The following is a 17980-nucleotide window of genomic DNA, read 5'->3' on the forward strand; positions in this document are numbered from 1 at the left end:
TCCAGACCGTTTCTTACAAGCAGACGACGAAGGGACTTTAAACCTTGAGGGTTAAAGCTAGTCTGAAGAGTAAGCCGTACAACGGCTTGCCGCCGCGCACCGGCGGATACTCTCCGGCCTGCCACGAGCAGGCGCGCAATGAGGTTCACATGAAAATTCGCGAACTCGCCCAGCATTGGGAAGAAAATGCCAAAGGTCGCCTGACCGACACCGGCTACAAGATTCACCTGGACATGGAAGCGGCTGCCAGGCTGGCAGCGATCACCGAAATGTACCCCAAACGTCAGCCCGAGGAACTGCTCGGAGAGCTGATCGGCGCGGCGCTGGAAGAGCTCGAGAAAAGCTTCCCGTATGTGAAGGGCTCGACCGTGGTGGCGACTGATGAGGAAGGTGATCCGCTGTATGAAGACATTGGCGCGACCCCGCGGTTTCTGGCGCTGTCGCGCAGGCATTTGCATGATTTGGCGAGTGGTGGCGACAAGCCTAAACACTGATCCATCAGGCATAACTCTGTAGGAGTGAGCACGGAGCAGGCTCACTCCTACAGTGGCAGCCAAAAATCCCGCGCGTACCCCCACGAAACCTCAAAGTTCCCCCTCCAAAACCATGACCGATCGGTCAGATATTTTTTCGGGCGATAGGCCATCTCTTCTGAACTTTTGAAAAAACGCTCGGGTCGTACCCTGTAACCACGCCTGGGACGGCCGTTTCAAAAACGTCTGCAAAGTATCGATGGTACGGCTCCTTGCCCAGGATGGATTTTCAAGTTTTTCAGGAGTATTTCCAATGGAGTTGAAGACCATGAAGACCAGCATCGCCAAATCCCCGTCTACCCACCTGCGCGGTCTGAAAATGGCTGCACTGGCAATCGGCACCAGCTTCGTCCTGGCCGGTTGTGCCGGCAATCCGCCGACCGAGCAATTCGCCGTGACTGAATCGGCCGTTAACAGCGCCGTGAGCGCTGGCGGTACTGAGTTCGCAGCCGTGGAAATGAAGTCCGCTCAGGACAAACTCAAGCAAGCCGAACTGGCCATGCACGACAAGAAGTACGACGAAGCCAAGGTTCTGGCTGAACAAGCCGAGTGGGACGCCCGCGTAGCGGAACGTAAAGCCCAGGCAATGAAAGCCGAACAGGCAGTCAAGGACTCTCAGAAAGGTGTTCAGGAACTGCGTCAGGAAAGTCAGCGCACCGTGCAGTAAGCGCGCATCCAGACCCCAGACCTGAAGCTCTAATCGATAGAAAGGACGACTTATTATGCGTAAACAATTGATGATCCCCGCTCTCCTGGCCGCAAGCGTTGCACTGGCAGCCTGCTCCACTCCGCCAAACGCGAACCTGGAAAACGCCCGCACCAACTACACCGGCCTGCAGACCAACCCGCAGGCCAGCAAAGTGGCTGCGCTGGAAACCAAGGAAGCCAGTGACTACCTGGACAAGGCTGACAAGGCTTACCTGAACAAGGAAGACGCGTCGAAAGTGGATCAGCTGGCTTACCTGACCAACCAGCGCGTCGAAGTGGCGAAGCAGACCATCGCCCTGCGCACCGCTGAAGCCAACCTGAAAAACGCTTCGGCGCAACGTGCCCAGGCTCGCCTGGATGCTCGTGACGCGCAAATCAAGCAGCTGCAGGACAGCCTGAACGCCAAGCAGACCGATCGCGGTACGCTGGTGACCTTCGGTGACGTGCTGTTCGCCACCGACCGTGCCGACCTGAAATCCAGCGGCCTGGTCAACATCAACAAACTGGCGCAGTTCCTCCAGGAAAACCCGGACCGTAAGGTGATCGTCGAAGGCTACACCGACAGCACCGGTACCGCGTCGCACAACCAGTCGCTGTCCGAGCGTCGTGCTGGCTCCGTGCGCACCGCCCTGGTGAAAATGGGCGTTGATCCAGCGCGCATCGTTGCCCAGGGTTACGGCAAGGAATACCCGGTTGCCGAGAACGGCAGCGCTTCGGGTCGTGCCATGAACCGTCGAGTTGAAGTGACCATTTCCAATGACAACCAGCCGGTCATCCCGCGCTCGGCTGTCAGCTCGAACTAAGCTTCACTCAGTAACGCAAAAAGCCCGCCTGATTTGATCAGGCGGGGCTTTTTTTTAAGATCAAAAGATCGCAGCCTCGTTGCACTCGACAGCTCCTACATTGGAATGCGTTGCCCTGTAGGAGCTGTCGAGTGCAACGAGGCTGCGATCATTTCGGCCGCGCTACGGTTGCAATTTCTGCGGCGTTTCCTGGCCCACGCAACGCACCGCCTTCTTCTTGTTATCCACAAGCACGCCCGTCAGGCCTTTCTGCTCGGTATCGAACATCACCAGCACGCCATCGATGCACTGGGCCACTTGTGCGGCGGGCTGCAGGGAGACCTTGTAGTCTTCGCCGGGCACAGTCTTGAGCATGGTGAACTCGCTCAGCAGCAGCGCGTCCTCGGGCTTGGCGAAGTGCAGGTAGCCGTACCACCACAGGGCGGCGACGGTGCCGAGGATGCTGCAGATACCGGTGATGATCAGCGGGATGGCGTTACGTTCTTCACTCATTGCGGACTCTCTGGTGGTTCATCTTCAGAATTCGGGGGTGCCGGGTAATTCGGGATCTCGCCCAGGCGGCGCAGGCCGTCGAAATGTTGCGGATCGTCGAGGTAGCGCAGCATGACCTTGCGCCAGACCGGATCGGCAAAAGTCTGCACGTGCCCACCCCGAGTCAGTTGCAGCACCCGTGGTGGCGGCGCAGCTTGATACAGACGGATGCCGTTGGAAAGAGGCACGATCGGATCGTCGATGCTGTGGTAGATCAATTTGGGTACACCGTCGAGCTGCGCCATGGAGTTGATTGCGCTGTCGCCGTCCGGCACCAGCCACGACAACGGCACCTGCAAGGGCCAGGTCAGCCAGGAAGTGCTGAGGGCAAACTGCCCGACGCTGCGGTAGCTGGCCGGTACACCGTCGAGGACAAATGCCTTGAGCTTTTTCTGGCGTTCCGGGTGCTGGACCAGGTAGTGCACGGCCATCGAACCACCGAGGCTCTGCCCCAGCAGGATCAACGGCTTGCCCTGGACCTCGGGCGCCTGGTCGAGCCATTTGAAGGCGGCGTCGATGTCCTGATAGATCGCCGGCAGGCTCGGTTCGCCCTCGGACAGGCCATAACCTCGATAGTCCACCAGCAATACCTGATAACCCTCTTCCGGCAACCACCAGCTACCCCCCAAGTGCATCGGCAGGTTGCCGCCGTTGCCGTGCAGGTGCAGCACCGTGCCCTTGACCTCGACGCCTTGCTTTACGGGGAGCCACCAGGCATTCAGCTTGAGGCCGTCGGCAGTCACCAGGGTGACTTCGCGGTATTCGAGCTTGGCTTTGGCCGGGGTGAACAGCTGACCGGGCTCCGGGTAGAAGAGCAGCGAGCTGCAACCGCTCAGGGTCAGGAGAAGACAGATGATGCCGAGGATTCTCATCCGGTGAAGCCTCGCGATAGGAATAAGTAACGACGCAATCCTGTAGGAGCTGGCTTGCCAGCGATGGCCGCGCTGCGGTCGATCAGGCATACCGCGTTATCCTTTATCGCCGGCAAGCCAGCTCCTACAGGGAGATTTGTTGATTACAGGATATTGGAGTAATCCGCTTCGATCCGATCCAGGCTCAGGTGATTGAGGAAGTTGGAGAAGCACATCCACGCCGACAACGCGTTCATATCCCTGAACTGCTCCGGCAAATACTTCGGCGGCACCACCAGCCCCTCATCCACCAGCTGGCGCAAGGTACGCATGTCTTCCAGGGTGGTCTTGCCGCAGAACAGCAAGGGAATCTGCTCCAGTTTGCCCTTACGCACGGCCAACTGAATGTAGTTGTAAACCATGATAAAGCCCTTGAGATAGGACAAGTCTTTGGTAAATGGCAGGCCGTTTGGCACCGAGCCGCGGAAAACCCGGCTGGCGTTACCGTAGCTTTCGGCCATTTCGAAGCCCTGCTCGCGGAAGAACTCGAAGATCTGCAGGAAGTCGGCACCCTCCTCCACCATGTGGATGGCGCGAGTGCGGTTGGTCAGTTTACGCAGGCGACTCGGGTAGGAGGCGAAGGTGATGATCTCCATGAGAATCGCCAGGCCCTCCTGGGTCACCGTCGACGAAGGCGGGCCCTTGGAGAGGAAGGTGCAGATCGGCTGGTTCAGGCCATTGAGGGTGGTGCCGACATGCACCAGCCCTTCGTGGACTTCCAGCGCGCGCACGTCGCGCTCGTTGAACATCGCATCGGTGCGGATCTTGATGTAGTCCGCGCCCGCCGCCGCGTCCGCGACGATGCCGTCGGACTCGAACACCCGGATGGTTTCCTCGGCTTCGCCGAACACCTTGCTCAGGCGGGTCTGCAGCAGGTTCACGGCATCCTTGGCGGTGAGGACTTTCGGTTCGTCCTTGAGATCGCCACGGCCATCGATGTTGTTCAGATAGTCGGACAGCATCAGACCCAGGTCGGACAAGGTCGGGTCGCCGGCGTGAAACGCATCGGACGCGGCGCCGTAGAGTTCCTGGGAGATCAAGCCGAAGTCTTCGGTGCCGCGCGCTTCGAGCATGCGCACCACCATGCGGTATTCCTTGCACATGCGCCGCATGATCTGGCCGACCGGGTTGAACTGGCCAAGCTGGCGGGTGATGTCGCGTTCGATGTTCTGGAATTCCAGTTTCACTTTGCTGGAGTCGAAAGACAGTGGCCGGTTGAGGTAGTAGTCACGGTCTACCGCCGGCATTTCCTTGCCCTTGGCCTTGAGGAAACCCTTGCGGATGCCGTCGTCCCACTTCACCGCGTCGAGGACGCGAATCGGCGTCTGGGCCAGCACAATGCGATCGGACAAAATGCGTATCGTCTGCTGGTAATCGTCCACCCGAAACTCCTGTAGTAAAACCGTTCAGTACTGGATTTATTTGGCCTGGGCCAGGCGCTGATAGCGCACGGCCTCGACAAACACGTCGGAATTGGCCGGATCGTCCAGGTAGGTGAAAACCTCGGGCATGCTGTTGTTGATCAGCACGCCCTCGCCATCATCGGTCTGGAAGCCCTGGCCGCTGAGGGATTTGTGCCCCAGCGCCTGGTTGATCTGCTCGAGGTCGAGGTTGTAGACCACCAGCTCACGCTGCTCGTTGAGTTCGAAACCGGCGATGATGAAGTGGCCGCCAAACTGCGCCGGCACCTTCGCCGACAGGTACCAGCGATCGCCATGCCGCGACACGGTAAAAGGATAGGCCTCGCGAGTCTTCGGCCTGGCCTTGAAGTAGCTGACCGCCTGGTAACGATTATTGCCGATGCGCGTCAGCTCCAGGTTCATCGGCTCACCCCAGGCATTGGTGCTGGTCCATTTGCCCAGCAGGCCCTTTGGCGCGGGATCGCTCTGCGGCAGCGGCTCCTTGAAGGACACCAGGCAACCACTTAGCAACAGGAACGACAAGGCGATCACAACGACACGCCAGGTTTTCATTCAATACTCCCTATCGATACACCACATCTCGTGTTAATCCCCGGTCTCTGTAGGAGTGAGCCTGCTCGCGATCGCGGTGTGCCAGACAACGTTAATGTCGAATGTTCGACCGCCATCGCGAGCAGGCTCACTCCTACAAGTGTTGAGTATCGACCAGAAAAATCATGCCGACGCCAACACCAGGTGCATGTAGCGATTGAGGATACCGAGCATTTCAGCTTCCGCGGCAGGCTCGGCGTCGTTCAGCAGGCCCTGATATTCCATCCGTCCGATAATCGCCGTCAACACCTTGGCGTCCTGTTGGGGCTCGCGGGAGCCCAATACCTGGAACAGTTGGCAGGTCCCCTGCAGCAGAATCTGCTGATGGGAGCGCACCAGTTCCGCCAGGCGCGGGTTCAGCAGCGCCTCCTGACGGAACGCCTGCTCGGCCATCAGGTGCTCGCGACGGTTCACCAGTTGACGATGCACATAGTCCGCCATCAGGCGCGCGATATCATCGGCCAGCTGCGAGCGCGACTCCGGACTGCCGTCGCCACTGACCACCATCTCACGCAACAACCCTTCGTTGTTCACCCACAGTTTGGCCATGAACGCCGCGCTGCGCTCCACGTACTGGGCGAAGGTGTCGGTGAGCAGGTCGTCGATGTCCTTGAAGTAGTAAGTGGTCGCCGACAACGGTACGCCCGCTTCAGCTGCCACCGCGCGATGACGCACAGCCCGCACGCCATCGCGCACCACAATGCGCATCGCTGCATCGAGAATGTCCTGTCGCCGCTGTTCGCTGCCCTGTCGGCTGGCCTTGCGACCCTGGTACTGAACACTTTCAGCAACCGCAGTGGCGATACCCGCTGCACCTTCTTGAGCCATTGCACGATTCACGACAGGTCTTTCCTCTCAGATGAAAGCAATAAATTGATACGTTTGTACCAGACAGGCAATAAAAAGCCGCCCTTGAAGGCGGCTTTTTAATTGAAACACTTACGCTTGCGGCCGCATGTGCGGGAACAGGATCACGTCGCGGATCGACGGGGAGTTGGTCAACAACATCACCAGGCGGTCGATGCCGATACCTTCACCCGCCGTCGGCGGCATGCCGTACTCCAGCGCACGCACGAAGTCGGCGTCGTAGTGCATGGCTTCGTCGTCGCCAGCGTCCTTGTCGGCCACCTGCGCCATGAAACGCTCGGCCTGGTCTTCCGCGTCGTTCAACTCGGAGTAGGCGTTGGCGATTTCACGACCACCGATGAACAGCTCAAAACGGTCGGTGACGTTCGGGTTGTCGTCGTTGCGACGGGCCAGCGGCGACACTTCGAACGGGTATTGGGTAATGAAGTGCGGCTGCTCCAGCTTGTGCTCGACCAGCTCTTCGAAAATCATCACCTGCAGCTTGCCCAGGCCTTCGAAGCCCAGCACCTTGGCGCCGGCTTTTTTGGCAATGGCACGAGCCTTGTCGATGTCGTTCAGGTCATCGGCAGTCAGCTCAGGGTTGTACTTGAGGATCGAGTCGAACACCGACAGACGCGCAAATGGCTCGCCGAAGTGGAACACCTTGTCGCCATAAGGCACGTCGGTGCTGCCCAGAACCAGCTGCGCCAGTTCGCGGAACAGTTCTTCGGTCAGGTCCATGTTGTCTTCGTAGTCGGCGTACGCCTGGTAGAACTCCAACATGGTGAATTCAGGGTTGTGACGGGTCGAGACGCCTTCGTTACGGAAGTTGCGGTTGATCTCGAAGACCTTTTCAAAACCACCGACCACCAGGCGCTTGAGGTACAGCTCCGGCGCGATGCGCAGGTACATGTCCATGTCGAGGGCATTGTGGTGGGTTTCGAACGGTTTGGCTGCCGCGCCGCCAGGGATGGTTTGCAGCATCGGCGTTTCGACTTCGAGGAAATCGCGTTTCATCAGGAAGCTGCGGATGTGCGCGATGACTTGCGAACGAATGCGGAAAGTCTGGCGCACTTCGTCGTTGACGATCAGGTCAACGTAGCGCTGACGGTAGCGCGACTCGGTGTCGGTGAGGCCATGGTGCTTGTCCGGCAGCGGGCGCAGGGATTTGGTCAGCAGGCGCACGCTGGTCATTTCGACGTACAGGTCGCCCTTGCCGGAACGCGCCAGGGTGCCTTCGGCGGCAATGATGTCGCCCAGGTCCCAGGTCTTGACTGCGGCCAGGGTGTCTTCGGACAGGGTTTTACGGTTGACGTAGACCTGGATGCGTCCGGACATGTCCTGGATAACCATGAACGAGCCACGGTTGAGCATGATGCGACCGGCAACCTTGACCGGGATTGCAGCCTCTGCGAGCTCTTCCTTGGTCTTGTCCGCGTACTGTTTCTGCAAGTCTTCGCAGTAGTTGTCGCGGCGGAAGTCGTTCGGGAAGGCATTGCCCTTGGCGCGCTCGGCAGCCAGCTTTTCCTTGCGCAGGGCGATCAGGGAGTTTTCTTCCTGTTGCAGGGCTTGCGGGTCGAGTTCTTGGTCGCTCATGTCTTTAGATATTCCATCACGGGTTCATTGCCCCCGGCCTTCGGGCCGGGGATCGCCGGCAAGCCGGCTCCTACAGGGGATCGAGTGTGTCAGCGATCCGTGTTACAGGCCTTGCTTCAGGCTTGCTACCAGATACTCGTCGATGTCGCCGTCGAGCACCTTGTCGCAGTCGCTGCGTTCGATGTTAGTGCGCAAATCCTTGATTCGCGACGCATCGAGCACGTAAGAGCGAATCTGGTGACCCCAGCCGATGTCCGACTTGGTGTCTTCCAGGGCTTGCGAGGCGGCGTTGCGTTTCTGCACTTCCTGCTCGTACAAGCGCGCCCGCAACATTTTCATCGCGGTGTCTTTGTTCGCGTGCTGGGAACGTTCGTTCTGGCAGCTGACCACGGTGTTGGACGGTACGTGGGTGATACGTACGGCCGAGTCGGTGGTGTTTACGTGCTGACCACCGGCACCGGAGGAGCGGTAGGTATCGATGCGCAGGTCCGACGGGTTGATGTCGATTTCGATGTTGTCATCGATTTCCGGCGACACGAATACGGCCGAGAACGAGGTGTGGCGACGGTTGCCGGAGTCGAAAGGACTCTTGCGCACCAGGCGATGCACGCCGATTTCGGTACGCAGCCAGCCAAAGGCGTATTCACCCTTGATATGCACGGTCGCGCCCTTGATTCCGGCGACTTCACCGGCGGACAGCTCCATGATGGTCGCATCGAAACCGCGTTTGTCAGCCCAGCGCAGGTACATGCGCAGCAGGATGTTGGCCCAGTCCTGGGCTTCGGTGCCACCGGAGCCGGCCTGGATGTCCAGGTAGGCGTTGTTGGCATCCATCTCACCGCTGAACATGCGGCGGAATTCGAGTTTTTCCAGGGACTCGCGCAGGCGCTCGACTTCGGCGGCTACGTCATCGACGGCGGCCTGGTCTTCTTCCTCGGCAGACATCAGCAGCAGGTCCTTGGCGTCGGCCAGGCCCGAGTGCATCTCGTCGAGGGTTTCTACGATCTGCGCCAGCAGGGAGCGCTCGCGCCCCAGTTCCTGGGCGTAGGTAGGGTTGTTCCAGACACTCGGATCTTCAAGCTCGCGATTGACTTCGGTCAGACGCTCATGCTTTTGATCGTAGTCAAAGATACCCCCGAATAGTTTCGGAGCGCTCGGACAGGTCCTTGATACTGTTAAGGATCGGGTTGATTTCCATGGCGGGCAGCACTCGTTGGCGAACTTTTGAAAGCCGGCGAGTATACCGTAAACAGGCTGTCACGGCAGCCCGCCTGGCGGCTTTAGGAGGGAATGATTGCGCAAACCACCCAGTACTTGTAGCAGCTGCCGAGCCTGCGAGGCTGCGTCCGGCTGCGAAGCAGTCGTAGAACCTCATGACGCGGTTCCCTTGGCAGACCGCATGCGCAGGATTTGCGAGGACTGCGTCCTCGAACGCAGCCTCGCAGGCTCAGCAGCTGCTACAAGGGATCAGCAGTCCTGCAACAGAGTTGCGTTACGAAATGCCGACCTGATTGCGCCCATTGTGCTTGGCCTGGTACAGCCCCTTGTCCGCCGCCAGGATCAATTGCCGGCAGTCGCTGCCCTGCTGCGGGGTGATGGTCGACAAGCCGATGCTGATGGTCAGGCTTGAGCCTTCGGCCGGCGCAATGTGCGGGATCTTCAGGGCCGCGACGGTCTGGCGCAGTTTTTCCGCGACCAGCCGGGCGCCGCCGGGCGAGGTGTTGGGCAACACCAGGGCGAATTCTTCGCCACCGTAGCGCGCCGGCAGGTCGGAAGGCCGCGAGCTGGCATCGCGGATCGCCAGGGCGACCTTGCGCAGGGCTTCATCGCCTTCCAGGTGGCCGAAGCTGTCGTTGTAGGACTTGAAGTAGTCGACGTCGATCATCAGCAACGACAGCTGGGTCTGATCACGCAGCGACCTTCTCCACTCCAGTTCCAGGTATTCATCGAAATGCCGGCGGTTGGACAGCCCGGTGAGGCCATCGGAGTTCATCAGGCGTTGCAGCACCAGGTTGGTGTCGAGCAACTGTTGCTGACTCACGCGCAAGGCCCGATAGGCCGCGTCCCGCTGTAACAGGGTCATGTAGGAGCGCGAGTGGTAGCGGATGCGCGCCACCAGCTCGATGTTGTCCGGCAGCTTGACCAGATAATCGTTGGCGCCGGCGGCAAACGCAGCGCTCTTGATTAAAGGGTCTTCCTTGGTCGACAGGACGATGATCGGAATGTCCTTGGTCGCCGGATGGTTGCGGTATTCGCGCACCAGGCTCAGGCCATCGAGGCCGGGCATCACCAGGTCCTGCAGGATGACCGTCGGCTTGATGCGGATCGCCTGGGCAATGGCCTGGTGTGGATCGGCGCAAAAGTGGAAGTCGATGTTTTCTTCGTGCGACAACCCGCGCCGCACTGCCTCGCCGATCATCGCCTGATCGTCCACCAGCAACACCATGGCGGCGTTTTCATCGGTCTTGAATTCGTCGAGCTGTAATTCATTCATGTGCGATCACCTGAGTACTACTTGGGCCCGGATTGCTGATAAGGATCTTCATTGGGCGAAAATCTCCAGCAATCGGGGCGCTATCTTTTCCAGCGAACGAATTTCCACCGCCGCGTCGATGGCTGCAGCCGCCTTGGGCATGCCGTACACCGCACTGCTCTGCTGGTCCTGCGCAATCGTCAGGTAGCCCTGCTGGCGCATGAGTTTAAGCCCCTGCGCACCATCGCGCCCCATGCCGGTGAGCAAAACTCCCACGGCATCGCCATTCCAGTAATTGGCCACGCTTTCGAAAAACACATCGATCGAGGGCCGATAGATCTCGTTGACCGGTTCGGCGGTGTACGCCAGCGTGCCGTTCTTCAACAAGCGAATATGGTGGTTGGTGCCAGCCAGCAATACCGTGCCGCTTTGCGGCGGCTCGCCTTCCTGGGCCAGGCGCACGTTGAGGCCGCTGGCACTGCCGAGCCATTCGGCCATGCCTGCGGCGAACACCTGGTCGACATGCTGCACCAGTACGATGGCCGCCGAAAAATTCCGCGGCAGGCCCTTCAGCAGCACTTCCAGCGCAGCGGGTCCGCCAGCCGAAGAACCAATGGCGATCAATTGCTGGCGCGAGCCGGAGCTGCGCAGCGGGCCGGGGACCGGGCGTTCGCGGTTGCCCTTGTCGCCGATCAGCCAGCCGATGTTCATGATCTTGCGTAACAGCGGTGCCGCCGCTTCGTGGGCATTGCCAGCGCCGAGCGCCGGGGTGTCGACCACGTCCAGCGCGCCGTGGCCCATGGCCTCGAACACTCGATGCACGTTCTGCTGGCGGTCGACGGTGACGATCACGATGGCGCAAGGAGTCTCGGCCATGATCCGGCGAGTGGCTTCGACGCCATCCATCACCGGCATGATCAGGTCCATCAGGATCAGGTCCGGCGTCTGCTCGGCACAGCGTTGCACCGCTTCGGCGCCATTGCTGGCGACCCAGATCACCTGGTGTGCCGGATCGAAGGCCACAGCGCGGCGCAAGGCCTCTACCGCCATGGGCATGTCGTTGACGATTGCGATTTTCATGCCCGTGCTCCTCCGATGAGCTCAACCACTGCATCAAGCAGGGCATCGTCATGAAAACTGGCCTTGGCTAGATAGTAGTCGGCTCCGGCGTCCAGTCCACGACGGCGATCTTCCTCGCGGTCCTTGTAGGACACCACCATCACCGGCAGCGATTGCAAGCGGTTGTCGCGCCGCAGCAGCGACACCAGCTCGATGCCGTCCATGCGTGGCATGTCGATATCGGTAATCAGCAGATCGAAATCCTCCGAACGCAGGGCATTCCAGCCATCCATGCCGTCGACCGCGACGGCCACATCGTAGCCACGATTGAGCAGCAACTTGCGCTGCAACTCGCGCACGGTCAGGGAATCGTCGACCACCAGAATGCGCTTGCGAGCGACTTCGACGACTTGACTGCCTTGGCGCGCAATCCGCTCCAGGCGCCCGGTATTGAGCAGTTTGTCCACCGAGCGCAGCATATCCTCGACGTCGACAATCAGCACCACCGATCCGTCATCAAGCAGGGCTCCGGCGGAAATGTCCTGCACTTTGCCCAATCGCTCATCCAACGGCAGCACCACCAGGGTCCGCTCGCCAATGAAACGCTCGACAGCCACCCCGTAGATCGCCTCGCGCTCACGGATGACCACCACCTTGAGCGTCTCCTGGTGGCCCTGGCTCGCCGGGCGCTGCAACAGCTGGCTGGCCGCCACCAGCCCGACGTGCCGCCCCTCATACCAGAAGTGCTGGCGCCCCTCGACCTGCACGATATCGGCGGGTTCGAGGTCGCACATGCGTTCGATGTGCGCCAGTGGAAAGGCATAAGCCTCGTCACCGACTTCCACCACCAGGCTGCGGACTACGGACAACGTCAGCGGCACTTCAAGATGGAAGTGACTGCCCTCACCCGCCGTCTGCTCCAGCACCACCGCGCCGCGCAGCTGGCGAACCATGTGCTGCACCGCGTCCAGGCCGACTCCACGACCGGAAACCTCAGTGACCTTGTCGCGCAGGCTGAAACCCGGGAGGAACAGGAAGGTCAGCAGCTCCTCTTCGCTCAACTGGGCGGCGGTTTCGGCCGGAGCCAACTGGCGTTCGATGATGCTGCGCCGGACTTTTTCCAGGTCGACGCCATTGCCGTCATCGCTCAGCTCCAGCACCAATAGGCCGGCCTGGTGGGAGGCGCGCAGGCGAATCAGCCCTTCAGCAGGCTTGCCCGCCAGCAGGCGCTGCTCGGGGGATTCGATGCCGTGGTCGACGGCGTTGCGTAGCAGGTGCGTAAGCGGCGCTTCGAGTTTTTCCAGGACATCGCGGTCGACCTGGGTCTTCTCCCCTTCGATTTCCAGGCGCACCTGTTTGCCGAGGCTGCGCCCAAGGTCGCGGACCATTCGCACCTGTCCGGCCAGCACATCGGCGAACGGGCGCATGCGGCAGGCCAGTGCGGTGTCGTACAAGACCTGGGCGCGCTGGCTGGCCTGCCAGGCGAACTCGTCCAGCTCGGCATTTTTTTCCACCAGCAGTTGCTGGGATTCCGCCAGGAGCCGGCGTGCATCGTCGAGGGCTTCCTGGGCTTCCAGGCTCAAGGTCTGATCCTTGAGCAGCGCATTGAGGTTTTCCAGCGCGCGCAAGCCGTTGCCCTGCACGCGTTTGAGGCGTTGCATGGTGGCCAGGTGCGGCTTCAGACGCAGGGTCTCCACGAGGGATTTGCTCGACAGGTCGAGCAGGCTGTTCAAGCGCTCCGCCGTGACCCGCAGGACTCGCTCGCCAGTGTCGGTGGTGCGGCGATTTCTCAACGGCGGCTCGGCGGGAGCCGCGGGCAACGGCTCCAATACCGGGACCGGCACCTCGATCAGCGGCGCCGGGGCTTCAGGTTCCGGCTCGGCCATGAACGGTGCAATCGGCGTGCTGATCGGCGCGGCCAGGGCCATCGGGTCGAGCAATAGCGCCATCAACGCGACGTAAGCCTCGATGTCCGCAATGCCTGGTGCATTGTCGGGCGTGGCGATGCGCATCAACAGGTCAGTGCCTTGCAGCAAGGCGTCGATATGCTCAGGCCGCAGGTACAGGCGGCCTTCCTGGGCACTCACCAGGCAGTCTTCCATCACATGCGCGACGCTGACCCCGGCATCGACTCCGACGATTCGCGCAGCACCCTTGAGCGAGTGGGCGGCGCGCATGCACGACTCAAGGTGATCGGCCTGGGTCGGGTCGCGCTCAAGGGCCAGCAGGCCGGCGCTCAGCACCTGGGTCTGGGCTTCGGCTTCCAGGCTGAACAGTTCCAGCAACGAGGCGTCGCGCATTTGTTCGGGGGTCATGTAAGGCTCCGGGTCACGGCGGACAGCAACTGCTCTTCATCCAGCCAACGCAGGCTGCGACCCTTGAATTGCAAGACGCCATGGGTGTACTTGCTGCTGGCGTGGGCGCCGGAACGGGACGCCGCCTCCAGGACTCGCTCGTCGATGGCGTGAATCCCGTCCACTTCGTCCACCGGCACCACCACCGGCCCACCCCGGGCGGCAATGATCAACATGCGCGGCATGACCCGCGCCCCGGAGGCCGCACCTCCCGCCGCCTCGAGCCCGAGCAACTCCACCAGCGACAGGCAGGCCACAAGTGCGCCGCGCACATTTGCCACGCCTAGCAAGGCTCGGGAGCGCTGGTGCGGCAACGAGTGAATCGGCTGCAACGGAGCGACCTCCACCAGTGTTCGGGTAGCCAGCCCCAGCCATTCTTCGCCGAGGCGAAACATCAGCAGAGAACGGGTTTTCACGTCGCTCTCGACGCTGCTCGAAACCTGCGCGCGATCGTCCTGCTGCAGCGCGTAGCGATCGAGCAAGCGCGTGGCGGCAGCGGAATACACCGCGCAATTGCGGCAGTGAATGTGTTCGCTCAGCAGCGGGCAGGACTTGTCGCCGTGGACACCAATGCGGTTCCAGCAGTCGTCGATGGCCTGGGCATCTTCATGAGTGACGCTCAAGGTGTCGGAGGCGTTCATCGTTTGCGCTCACTGTCTGCGGCGCGCTCGCTGCGAGCGGCGCGGTCCTGCAATCGTCTGGCACCCACCGTGTCGCCCTGGGATTGCAGCAAGGCTGCCAGGTGCATCAACGCGTCGGCATGTTGCGGTTCGAGGTACAACGCCTTGCGATAGAAGCCCTGGGCTTCGAGGGCGCTGCCGGCAATATCACTGAGCAGACCCAGCCAGTAGAACACCTGGGCCACCGGTTCGTGGCTGCGCAGATAGCGGTCACACGCGGCGCGCGCCTCGGCACTTTTGCCCTCGTTGGCCAGGGCGGCAATGTTCGCCAACAAGGCGGCGGCGTCCGACGGCGGTGCTTTCACCGGCACCGGCAACGGGGCCACGCTCGCAAATGGCCGGGGGCGCGCTGGCGCCTCATTCCGCACCGGCTGGCGCTGGGGCTGCGGGATTGCCAGGGTTGTCGGCAGGACGGTCGGAACCGGCTCGGGCGTCGCCTGGCGACTGAAGGCAAATGATTGCGCGATGCCGATCGAGCGCATGCCGAAACGTCCCAGCAGACTGCCTTCGGCGGGGCCGATAAACAGCACGCCGTCGAGGTGAGTCAGGCGCTTGAGCACTTCGAAGACTTGCTGCTGGGTCGGCAGGTCGAAATAAATCAGCAGGTTGCGGCAAAACACGAAATCGTAGGCGGGTTCATTGGCCAGCAGCGTCGGATCGAGCAGATTGCCGACCTGCAGGCGCACCTGCTCCAACACTCGCTCATCGAGGCGATAACCATCGTTTTCAGCGGTGAAAAAACGCTCGCGAAATTCGATGTCCTGGCCGCGAAATGAATTCTTGCCGAACACCGCGCGCCGGGCTTTCTCCACCGACAGCGGGCTGACGTCCATGCCCTCGACCTTGAACTGATGCGGCTTGAGCCCTGCGTCGAGCAGCGCCATGGCGATCGAGTACGGCTCTTCGCCGGTTGAGCACGGCAAGCTGAGAATCCGCAGGGCGCGCATGTTGTTGATCTCAGCCAGGCGCTTGGCCGCCAGCTTGGCCAGGGTGGCAAAGGATTCCGGGTAACGAAAGAACCAGGTCTCGGGCACGATCACGGCTTCGATCAGCGCCTGCTGCTCGTCGCGCGAACCTTGCAGCCGGTGCCAGTATTCGTCGGCGGTCAGCGCATTGTTCGCGCTGCTGCGCTGGCGCACGGCGCGCTCGATGATCGCCGGCCCGACCGACGTCACGTCGAGGCCGATACGCTCCTTGAGGAAATCAAAAAACCGCTGGTCGCTGCTCATGAGCGCTCCTCAAGCAGCGCGGGATCCAGGGGCGGTGATGGAAACAGCAGCGCGCGCACCGAGTCGTCCAGCAGATCGGCAACCCGCACCCATTGCAGCAGACCCTGGGCGTCTTCACGCACCGGCCCGAGATACGGCGCCTGTCGATTGTCCAGGCCATACGGCTGGAACTCCGAAGGGTGGCAGCGCAGGGTGTCGGTGGCCTGTTCGAGGATCAGCCCGAGCAGTTGCGTCGGCGCCGTTTCATCCGCACGGTAGTTCACCAGCACCAACCGGGTGCTGGTGCGCGCCTGCGCCGGTTGGCCGAAGGTCAGCGCGCTGAGATCGATCACCGGAACGACCGCGCCGCGATAGGCAAACACTCCGGCCACCCAGTCCGGTGCCTTGGCAATTGGCTTCAACGGCACGCGCGGCAGCACTTCCGCCACTTCGATCGCCTGGACGGCATAACGCTCGTCACCGATGCGAAACACCAGGAACAACGACTGCTTTGCCGGCGCCACGGTGGCGCGTCTGCCCGCGAGTTCGCTCATCAGACTTTGAATCGCGACACGCCGCCGCGCAGGCCCACGGCCACCTGGCTCAGTTCGTCGATGGCAAAACTGGCCTGGCGCAGGGACTCGACGGTCTGGCTGCTGGCATCACCCAGCTGCACCAGCGCATGGTTGATCTGTTCGGCACCGGTGGCCTGGGCCTGCATGCCTTCGTTAACCATCAGCACCCGCGGTGCCAGCGCCTGCACCTGATGGATGATCTGCGACAACTGTTCGCCGACCTGCTGCACCTCGGACATGCCGCGACGCACTTCCTCGGAGAATTTGTCCATGCCCATGACGCCCGCCGATACGGCTGACTGGATCTCGCGCACCATCTGCTCGATGTCGTAAGTGGCCACGGCAGTCTGGTCCGCCAGGCGCCGGACTTCGGTGGCCACCACGGCAAATCCGCGACCATATTCCCCGGCCTTTTCCGCTTCGATGGCGGCGTTGAGCGACAGCAGGTTGGTCTGGTCGGCCACTTTGACGATGGTCACCACCACCTGATTGATGTTGCCGGCTTTCTCATTGAGGATCGCCAGTTTGGCGTTGACTAGGTCCGCAGCGCCCATTACCGAATGCATGGTGTCTTCCATGCGCGCCAGGCCTTGCTGGCCGGAGCCTGCCAATACCGAGGCCTGGTCGGCAGCGGTGGATACTTCGGTCATGGTGCGCACCAGGTCCCGGGACGTCGCGGCAATCTCCCGGGAGGTCGCACCGATCTCGGTGGTGGTGGCCGCTGTTTCAGTGGCCGTGGCCTGCTGTTGCTTGGAGGTGGCGGCGATCTCGGTCACCGACGTAGTCACTTGCACCGACGAGCGCTGGGCTTGCGATACCAGCGCGGTGAGTTCGGTCATCATGTCGTTGAAGCCGGTTTCGACTGCGCCAAACTCATCCTTGCGATCCAGGTTGAGACGGTTGCTGAGATCACCGGTACGCATGATTTCGAGGATGTTCACGATGCGATTCATCGGCGCCATGATGGCGCGCATCAGGAGCAGGCCACACAGGCCGGCGGCCAGTACCGCGATCAGCAGCGAGATGCCCATGATGATCTTGGCCGTGAGCACCGCGTTATCGATGGCGATGATGTCCTGGTCGGCCACGGCCTTGTTCTGGCGGATAATATCGTTGAGCTTGACCCGGCCGGCCTTCCACGCCGGAGTCAATTGCTCATCGAACATGCGGATCGCCTCGACCTCCTGATTGCGCTTGTGCAAGTCGAGTACCGCGACCAGGATCTTGTTGTAGTCCTGATGCAGTTTTTCGAAGGTGGCGTATTCGAGCTTGTCCTCTTCTGTGGTGACCGTGCCGCGGTAGTTGCTCATCTGCTCCTGCAAACGGGCTTCGAAGGCATTGAACTCGGCTTGGTCTGTGGCACTGACGCCCTGGCCTTCCTTTAGCCCGAGCATGTGCTGGATCTGCAGATAACTGTCGGACCAGGCCCCGCGAATCATCGAGCTGTAGTACACCCCTGGCAAGGCATCCTCACGAACGCTGGCCTCACTTTCCTCGATCTTGAGCAAACGGGAATAGGAGACGATGACCATCAGCAGCATGATGGCGATGATTACCGCAAAGCTCGCCAAAATGCGTTGGCGCAACGTCCAGTTCTTCACAGTCAGTCCTCGGGGCCGGATCAAATGCTGCCGAGTATAGCTGAGGGTGGTGTTTCATTTATAAGACGGATGCGTACCAGTTCGCATATC

At 61.1% G+C, this 17980-nt stretch carries 17 protein-coding genes; 3 read left to right on the forward strand and 14 right to left on the reverse strand.

What is annotated here, in order from left to right:
* Positions 1-149: 149 nt before the first annotated feature.
* From ORL50_RS03955 to lptF, 3 genes are all read left to right on the forward strand, one after another.
* Positions 150-494, forward strand: coding sequence for a pilin assembly protein (locus ORL50_RS03955; RefSeq protein WP_266010003.1), 345 nt, complete (start codon positions 150-152; stop codon positions 492-494).
* A 292-nt stretch (positions 495-786) separates the two neighbouring features.
* On the forward strand, positions 787-1200 hold the full coding sequence (locus tag ORL50_RS03960; protein WP_247288361.1) for a DUF4398 domain-containing protein: 414 nt from the start codon (positions 787-789) through the stop codon (positions 1198-1200).
* 55 nt (positions 1201-1255) lie between these two features.
* Entirely contained in the window at positions 1256-2044 is a 789-nt protein-coding gene (lptF, locus tag ORL50_RS03965; protein WP_266010007.1) for a lipotoxin F family OmpA-related lipoprotein LptF, read from the forward strand.
* A 162-nt stretch (positions 2045-2206) separates the two neighbouring features.
* Here the strand turns inward: lptF and ORL50_RS03970 are convergent, their stop codons facing one another.
* The 14 genes from ORL50_RS03970 to ORL50_RS04035 all read right to left on the reverse strand — a co-directional run bounded on the left by ORL50_RS03970 (position 2207) and on the right by ORL50_RS04035 (position 17890).
* Positions 2207-2536 carry a PA3694 family proteiin gene (locus ORL50_RS03970; RefSeq protein WP_266010009.1) on the reverse strand — a complete coding sequence of 110 codons (330 nt, stop codon included), beginning with the start codon at positions 2534-2536 and terminating at the stop codon, positions 2207-2209.
* Positions 2533-3447, reverse strand: coding sequence for an alpha/beta hydrolase (locus ORL50_RS03975; RefSeq protein WP_266010011.1), 915 nt, complete (start codon positions 3445-3447; stop codon positions 2533-2535). Before ORL50_RS03975 ends, ORL50_RS03970 begins: the two co-directional genes overlap by 4 nt.
* A gap of 143 nt (positions 3448-3590) precedes the next feature.
* Entirely contained in the window at positions 3591-4868 is a 1278-nt protein-coding gene (locus tag ORL50_RS03980) for a flavohemoglobin expression-modulating QEGLA motif protein (protein ID WP_266010013.1), read from the reverse strand.
* A 36-nt stretch (positions 4869-4904) separates the two neighbouring features.
* Positions 4905-5459, reverse strand: coding sequence for a hypothetical protein (locus ORL50_RS03985; RefSeq protein ID WP_266010015.1), 555 nt, complete (start codon positions 5457-5459; stop codon positions 4905-4907).
* Positions 5460-5621: 162 nt separating this feature from the next.
* Positions 5622-6338 carry a TetR/AcrR family transcriptional regulator gene (locus ORL50_RS03990; RefSeq protein WP_266010017.1) on the reverse strand — a complete coding sequence of 239 codons (717 nt, stop codon included), beginning with the start codon at positions 6336-6338 and terminating at the stop codon, positions 5622-5624.
* A gap of 99 nt (positions 6339-6437) precedes the next feature.
* Positions 6438-7940, reverse strand: coding sequence for a lysine--tRNA ligase (gene lysS / locus ORL50_RS03995; RefSeq protein WP_266010019.1), 1503 nt, complete (start codon positions 7938-7940; stop codon positions 6438-6440).
* A 102-nt stretch (positions 7941-8042) separates the two neighbouring features.
* Positions 8043-9138 (reverse strand): peptide chain release factor 2 gene (prfB, locus tag ORL50_RS04000; protein WP_266010021.1). Its coding sequence is split into 2 segments (ribosomal slippage): positions 8043-9065 and positions 9067-9138, totalling 1095 coding nucleotides; the frame shifts between segments, so codons are not numbered across the junction.
* Between the two features lie 294 nt (positions 9139-9432).
* Positions 9433-10434, reverse strand: coding sequence for a response regulator (locus tag ORL50_RS04005; protein ID WP_266010023.1), 1002 nt, complete (start codon positions 10432-10434; stop codon positions 9433-9435).
* Positions 10435-10482: 48 nt separating this feature from the next.
* On the reverse strand, positions 10483-11493 hold the full coding sequence (locus ORL50_RS04010; RefSeq protein ID WP_266010025.1) for a chemotaxis response regulator protein-glutamate methylesterase: 1011 nt from the start codon (positions 11491-11493) through the stop codon (positions 10483-10485).
* Complete coding sequence (locus tag ORL50_RS04015) at positions 11490-13787, reverse strand: hybrid sensor histidine kinase/response regulator (protein WP_266010027.1); 2298 nt, start codon at positions 13785-13787, stop codon at positions 11490-11492. Before ORL50_RS04015 ends, ORL50_RS04010 begins: the two co-directional genes overlap by 4 nt.
* A complete protein-coding gene (locus ORL50_RS04020) occupies positions 13784-14467 on the reverse strand; it encodes a chemotaxis protein CheW (RefSeq protein WP_266010029.1) in 684 nt (227 codons plus the stop codon). The genes ORL50_RS04015 and ORL50_RS04020 overlap by 4 nt, the downstream gene beginning before the upstream one ends.
* Positions 14464-15735: a CheR family methyltransferase gene (locus tag ORL50_RS04025; RefSeq protein ID WP_266010031.1), complete on the reverse strand. Its 1272-nt coding sequence runs from the start codon at positions 15733-15735 to the stop codon at positions 14464-14466. The genes ORL50_RS04020 and ORL50_RS04025 overlap by 4 nt, the downstream gene beginning before the upstream one ends.
* Positions 15732-16268, reverse strand: coding sequence for a chemotaxis protein CheW (locus tag ORL50_RS04030; protein WP_266010032.1), 537 nt, complete (start codon positions 16266-16268; stop codon positions 15732-15734). Before ORL50_RS04030 ends, ORL50_RS04025 begins: the two co-directional genes overlap by 4 nt.
* On the reverse strand, positions 16268-17890 hold the full coding sequence (locus ORL50_RS04035; protein ID WP_266010034.1) for a methyl-accepting chemotaxis protein: 1623 nt from the start codon (positions 17888-17890) through the stop codon (positions 16268-16270). The genes ORL50_RS04030 and ORL50_RS04035 overlap by 1 nt, the downstream gene beginning before the upstream one ends.
* Positions 17891-17980: the final 90 nt, after the last annotated feature.

It is taken from the genome of Pseudomonas sp. RIT-562, from assembly GCF_026241895.1.
Classification (GTDB): domain Bacteria; phylum Pseudomonadota; class Gammaproteobacteria; order Pseudomonadales; family Pseudomonadaceae; genus Aquipseudomonas; species Aquipseudomonas mandelii_F.

Bases quoted from the DNA above. Each gene is read 5' to 3' on its own strand.
- ORL50_RS03955 (WP_266010003.1), top strand. From the start codon at position 150: ATGAAAATTCGCGAACTCGCCCAGCATTGGGAAGAAAATGCCAAAGGT.
- ORL50_RS03960 (WP_247288361.1), top strand. From the start codon at position 787: ATGGAGTTGAAGACCATGAAGACCAGCATCGCCAAATCCCCGTCTACC.
- lptF (WP_266010007.1), top strand. From the start codon at position 1,256: ATGCGTAAACAATTGATGATCCCCGCTCTCCTGGCCGCAAGCGTTGCA.
- ORL50_RS03970 (WP_266010009.1), bottom strand. From the start codon at position 2,536: ATGAGTGAAGAACGTAACGCCATCCCGCTGATCATCACCGGTATCTGC.
- ORL50_RS03975 (WP_266010011.1), bottom strand. From the start codon at position 3,447: ATGAGAATCCTCGGCATCATCTGTCTTCTCCTGACCCTGAGCGGTTGC.
- ORL50_RS03985 (WP_266010015.1), bottom strand. From the start codon at position 5,459: ATGAAAACCTGGCGTGTCGTTGTGATCGCCTTGTCGTTCCTGTTGCTA.
- lysS (WP_266010019.1), bottom strand. From the start codon at position 7,940: ATGAGCGACCAAGAACTCGACCCGCAAGCCCTGCAACAGGAAGAAAAC.
- ORL50_RS04005 (WP_266010023.1), bottom strand. From the start codon at position 10,434: ATGAATGAATTACAGCTCGACGAATTCAAGACCGATGAAAACGCCGCC.
- ORL50_RS04010 (WP_266010025.1), bottom strand. From the start codon at position 11,493: ATGAAAATCGCAATCGTCAACGACATGCCCATGGCGGTAGAGGCCTTG.
- ORL50_RS04015 (WP_266010027.1), bottom strand. From the start codon at position 13,787: ATGACCCCCGAACAAATGCGCGACGCCTCGTTGCTGGAACTGTTCAGC.
- ORL50_RS04020 (WP_266010029.1), bottom strand. From the start codon at position 14,467: ATGAACGCCTCCGACACCTTGAGCGTCACTCATGAAGATGCCCAGGCC.
- ORL50_RS04025 (WP_266010031.1), bottom strand. From the start codon at position 15,735: ATGAGCAGCGACCAGCGGTTTTTTGATTTCCTCAAGGAGCGTATCGGC.
- ORL50_RS04030 (WP_266010032.1), bottom strand. From the start codon at position 16,268: ATGAGCGAACTCGCGGGCAGACGCGCCACCGTGGCGCCGGCAAAGCAG.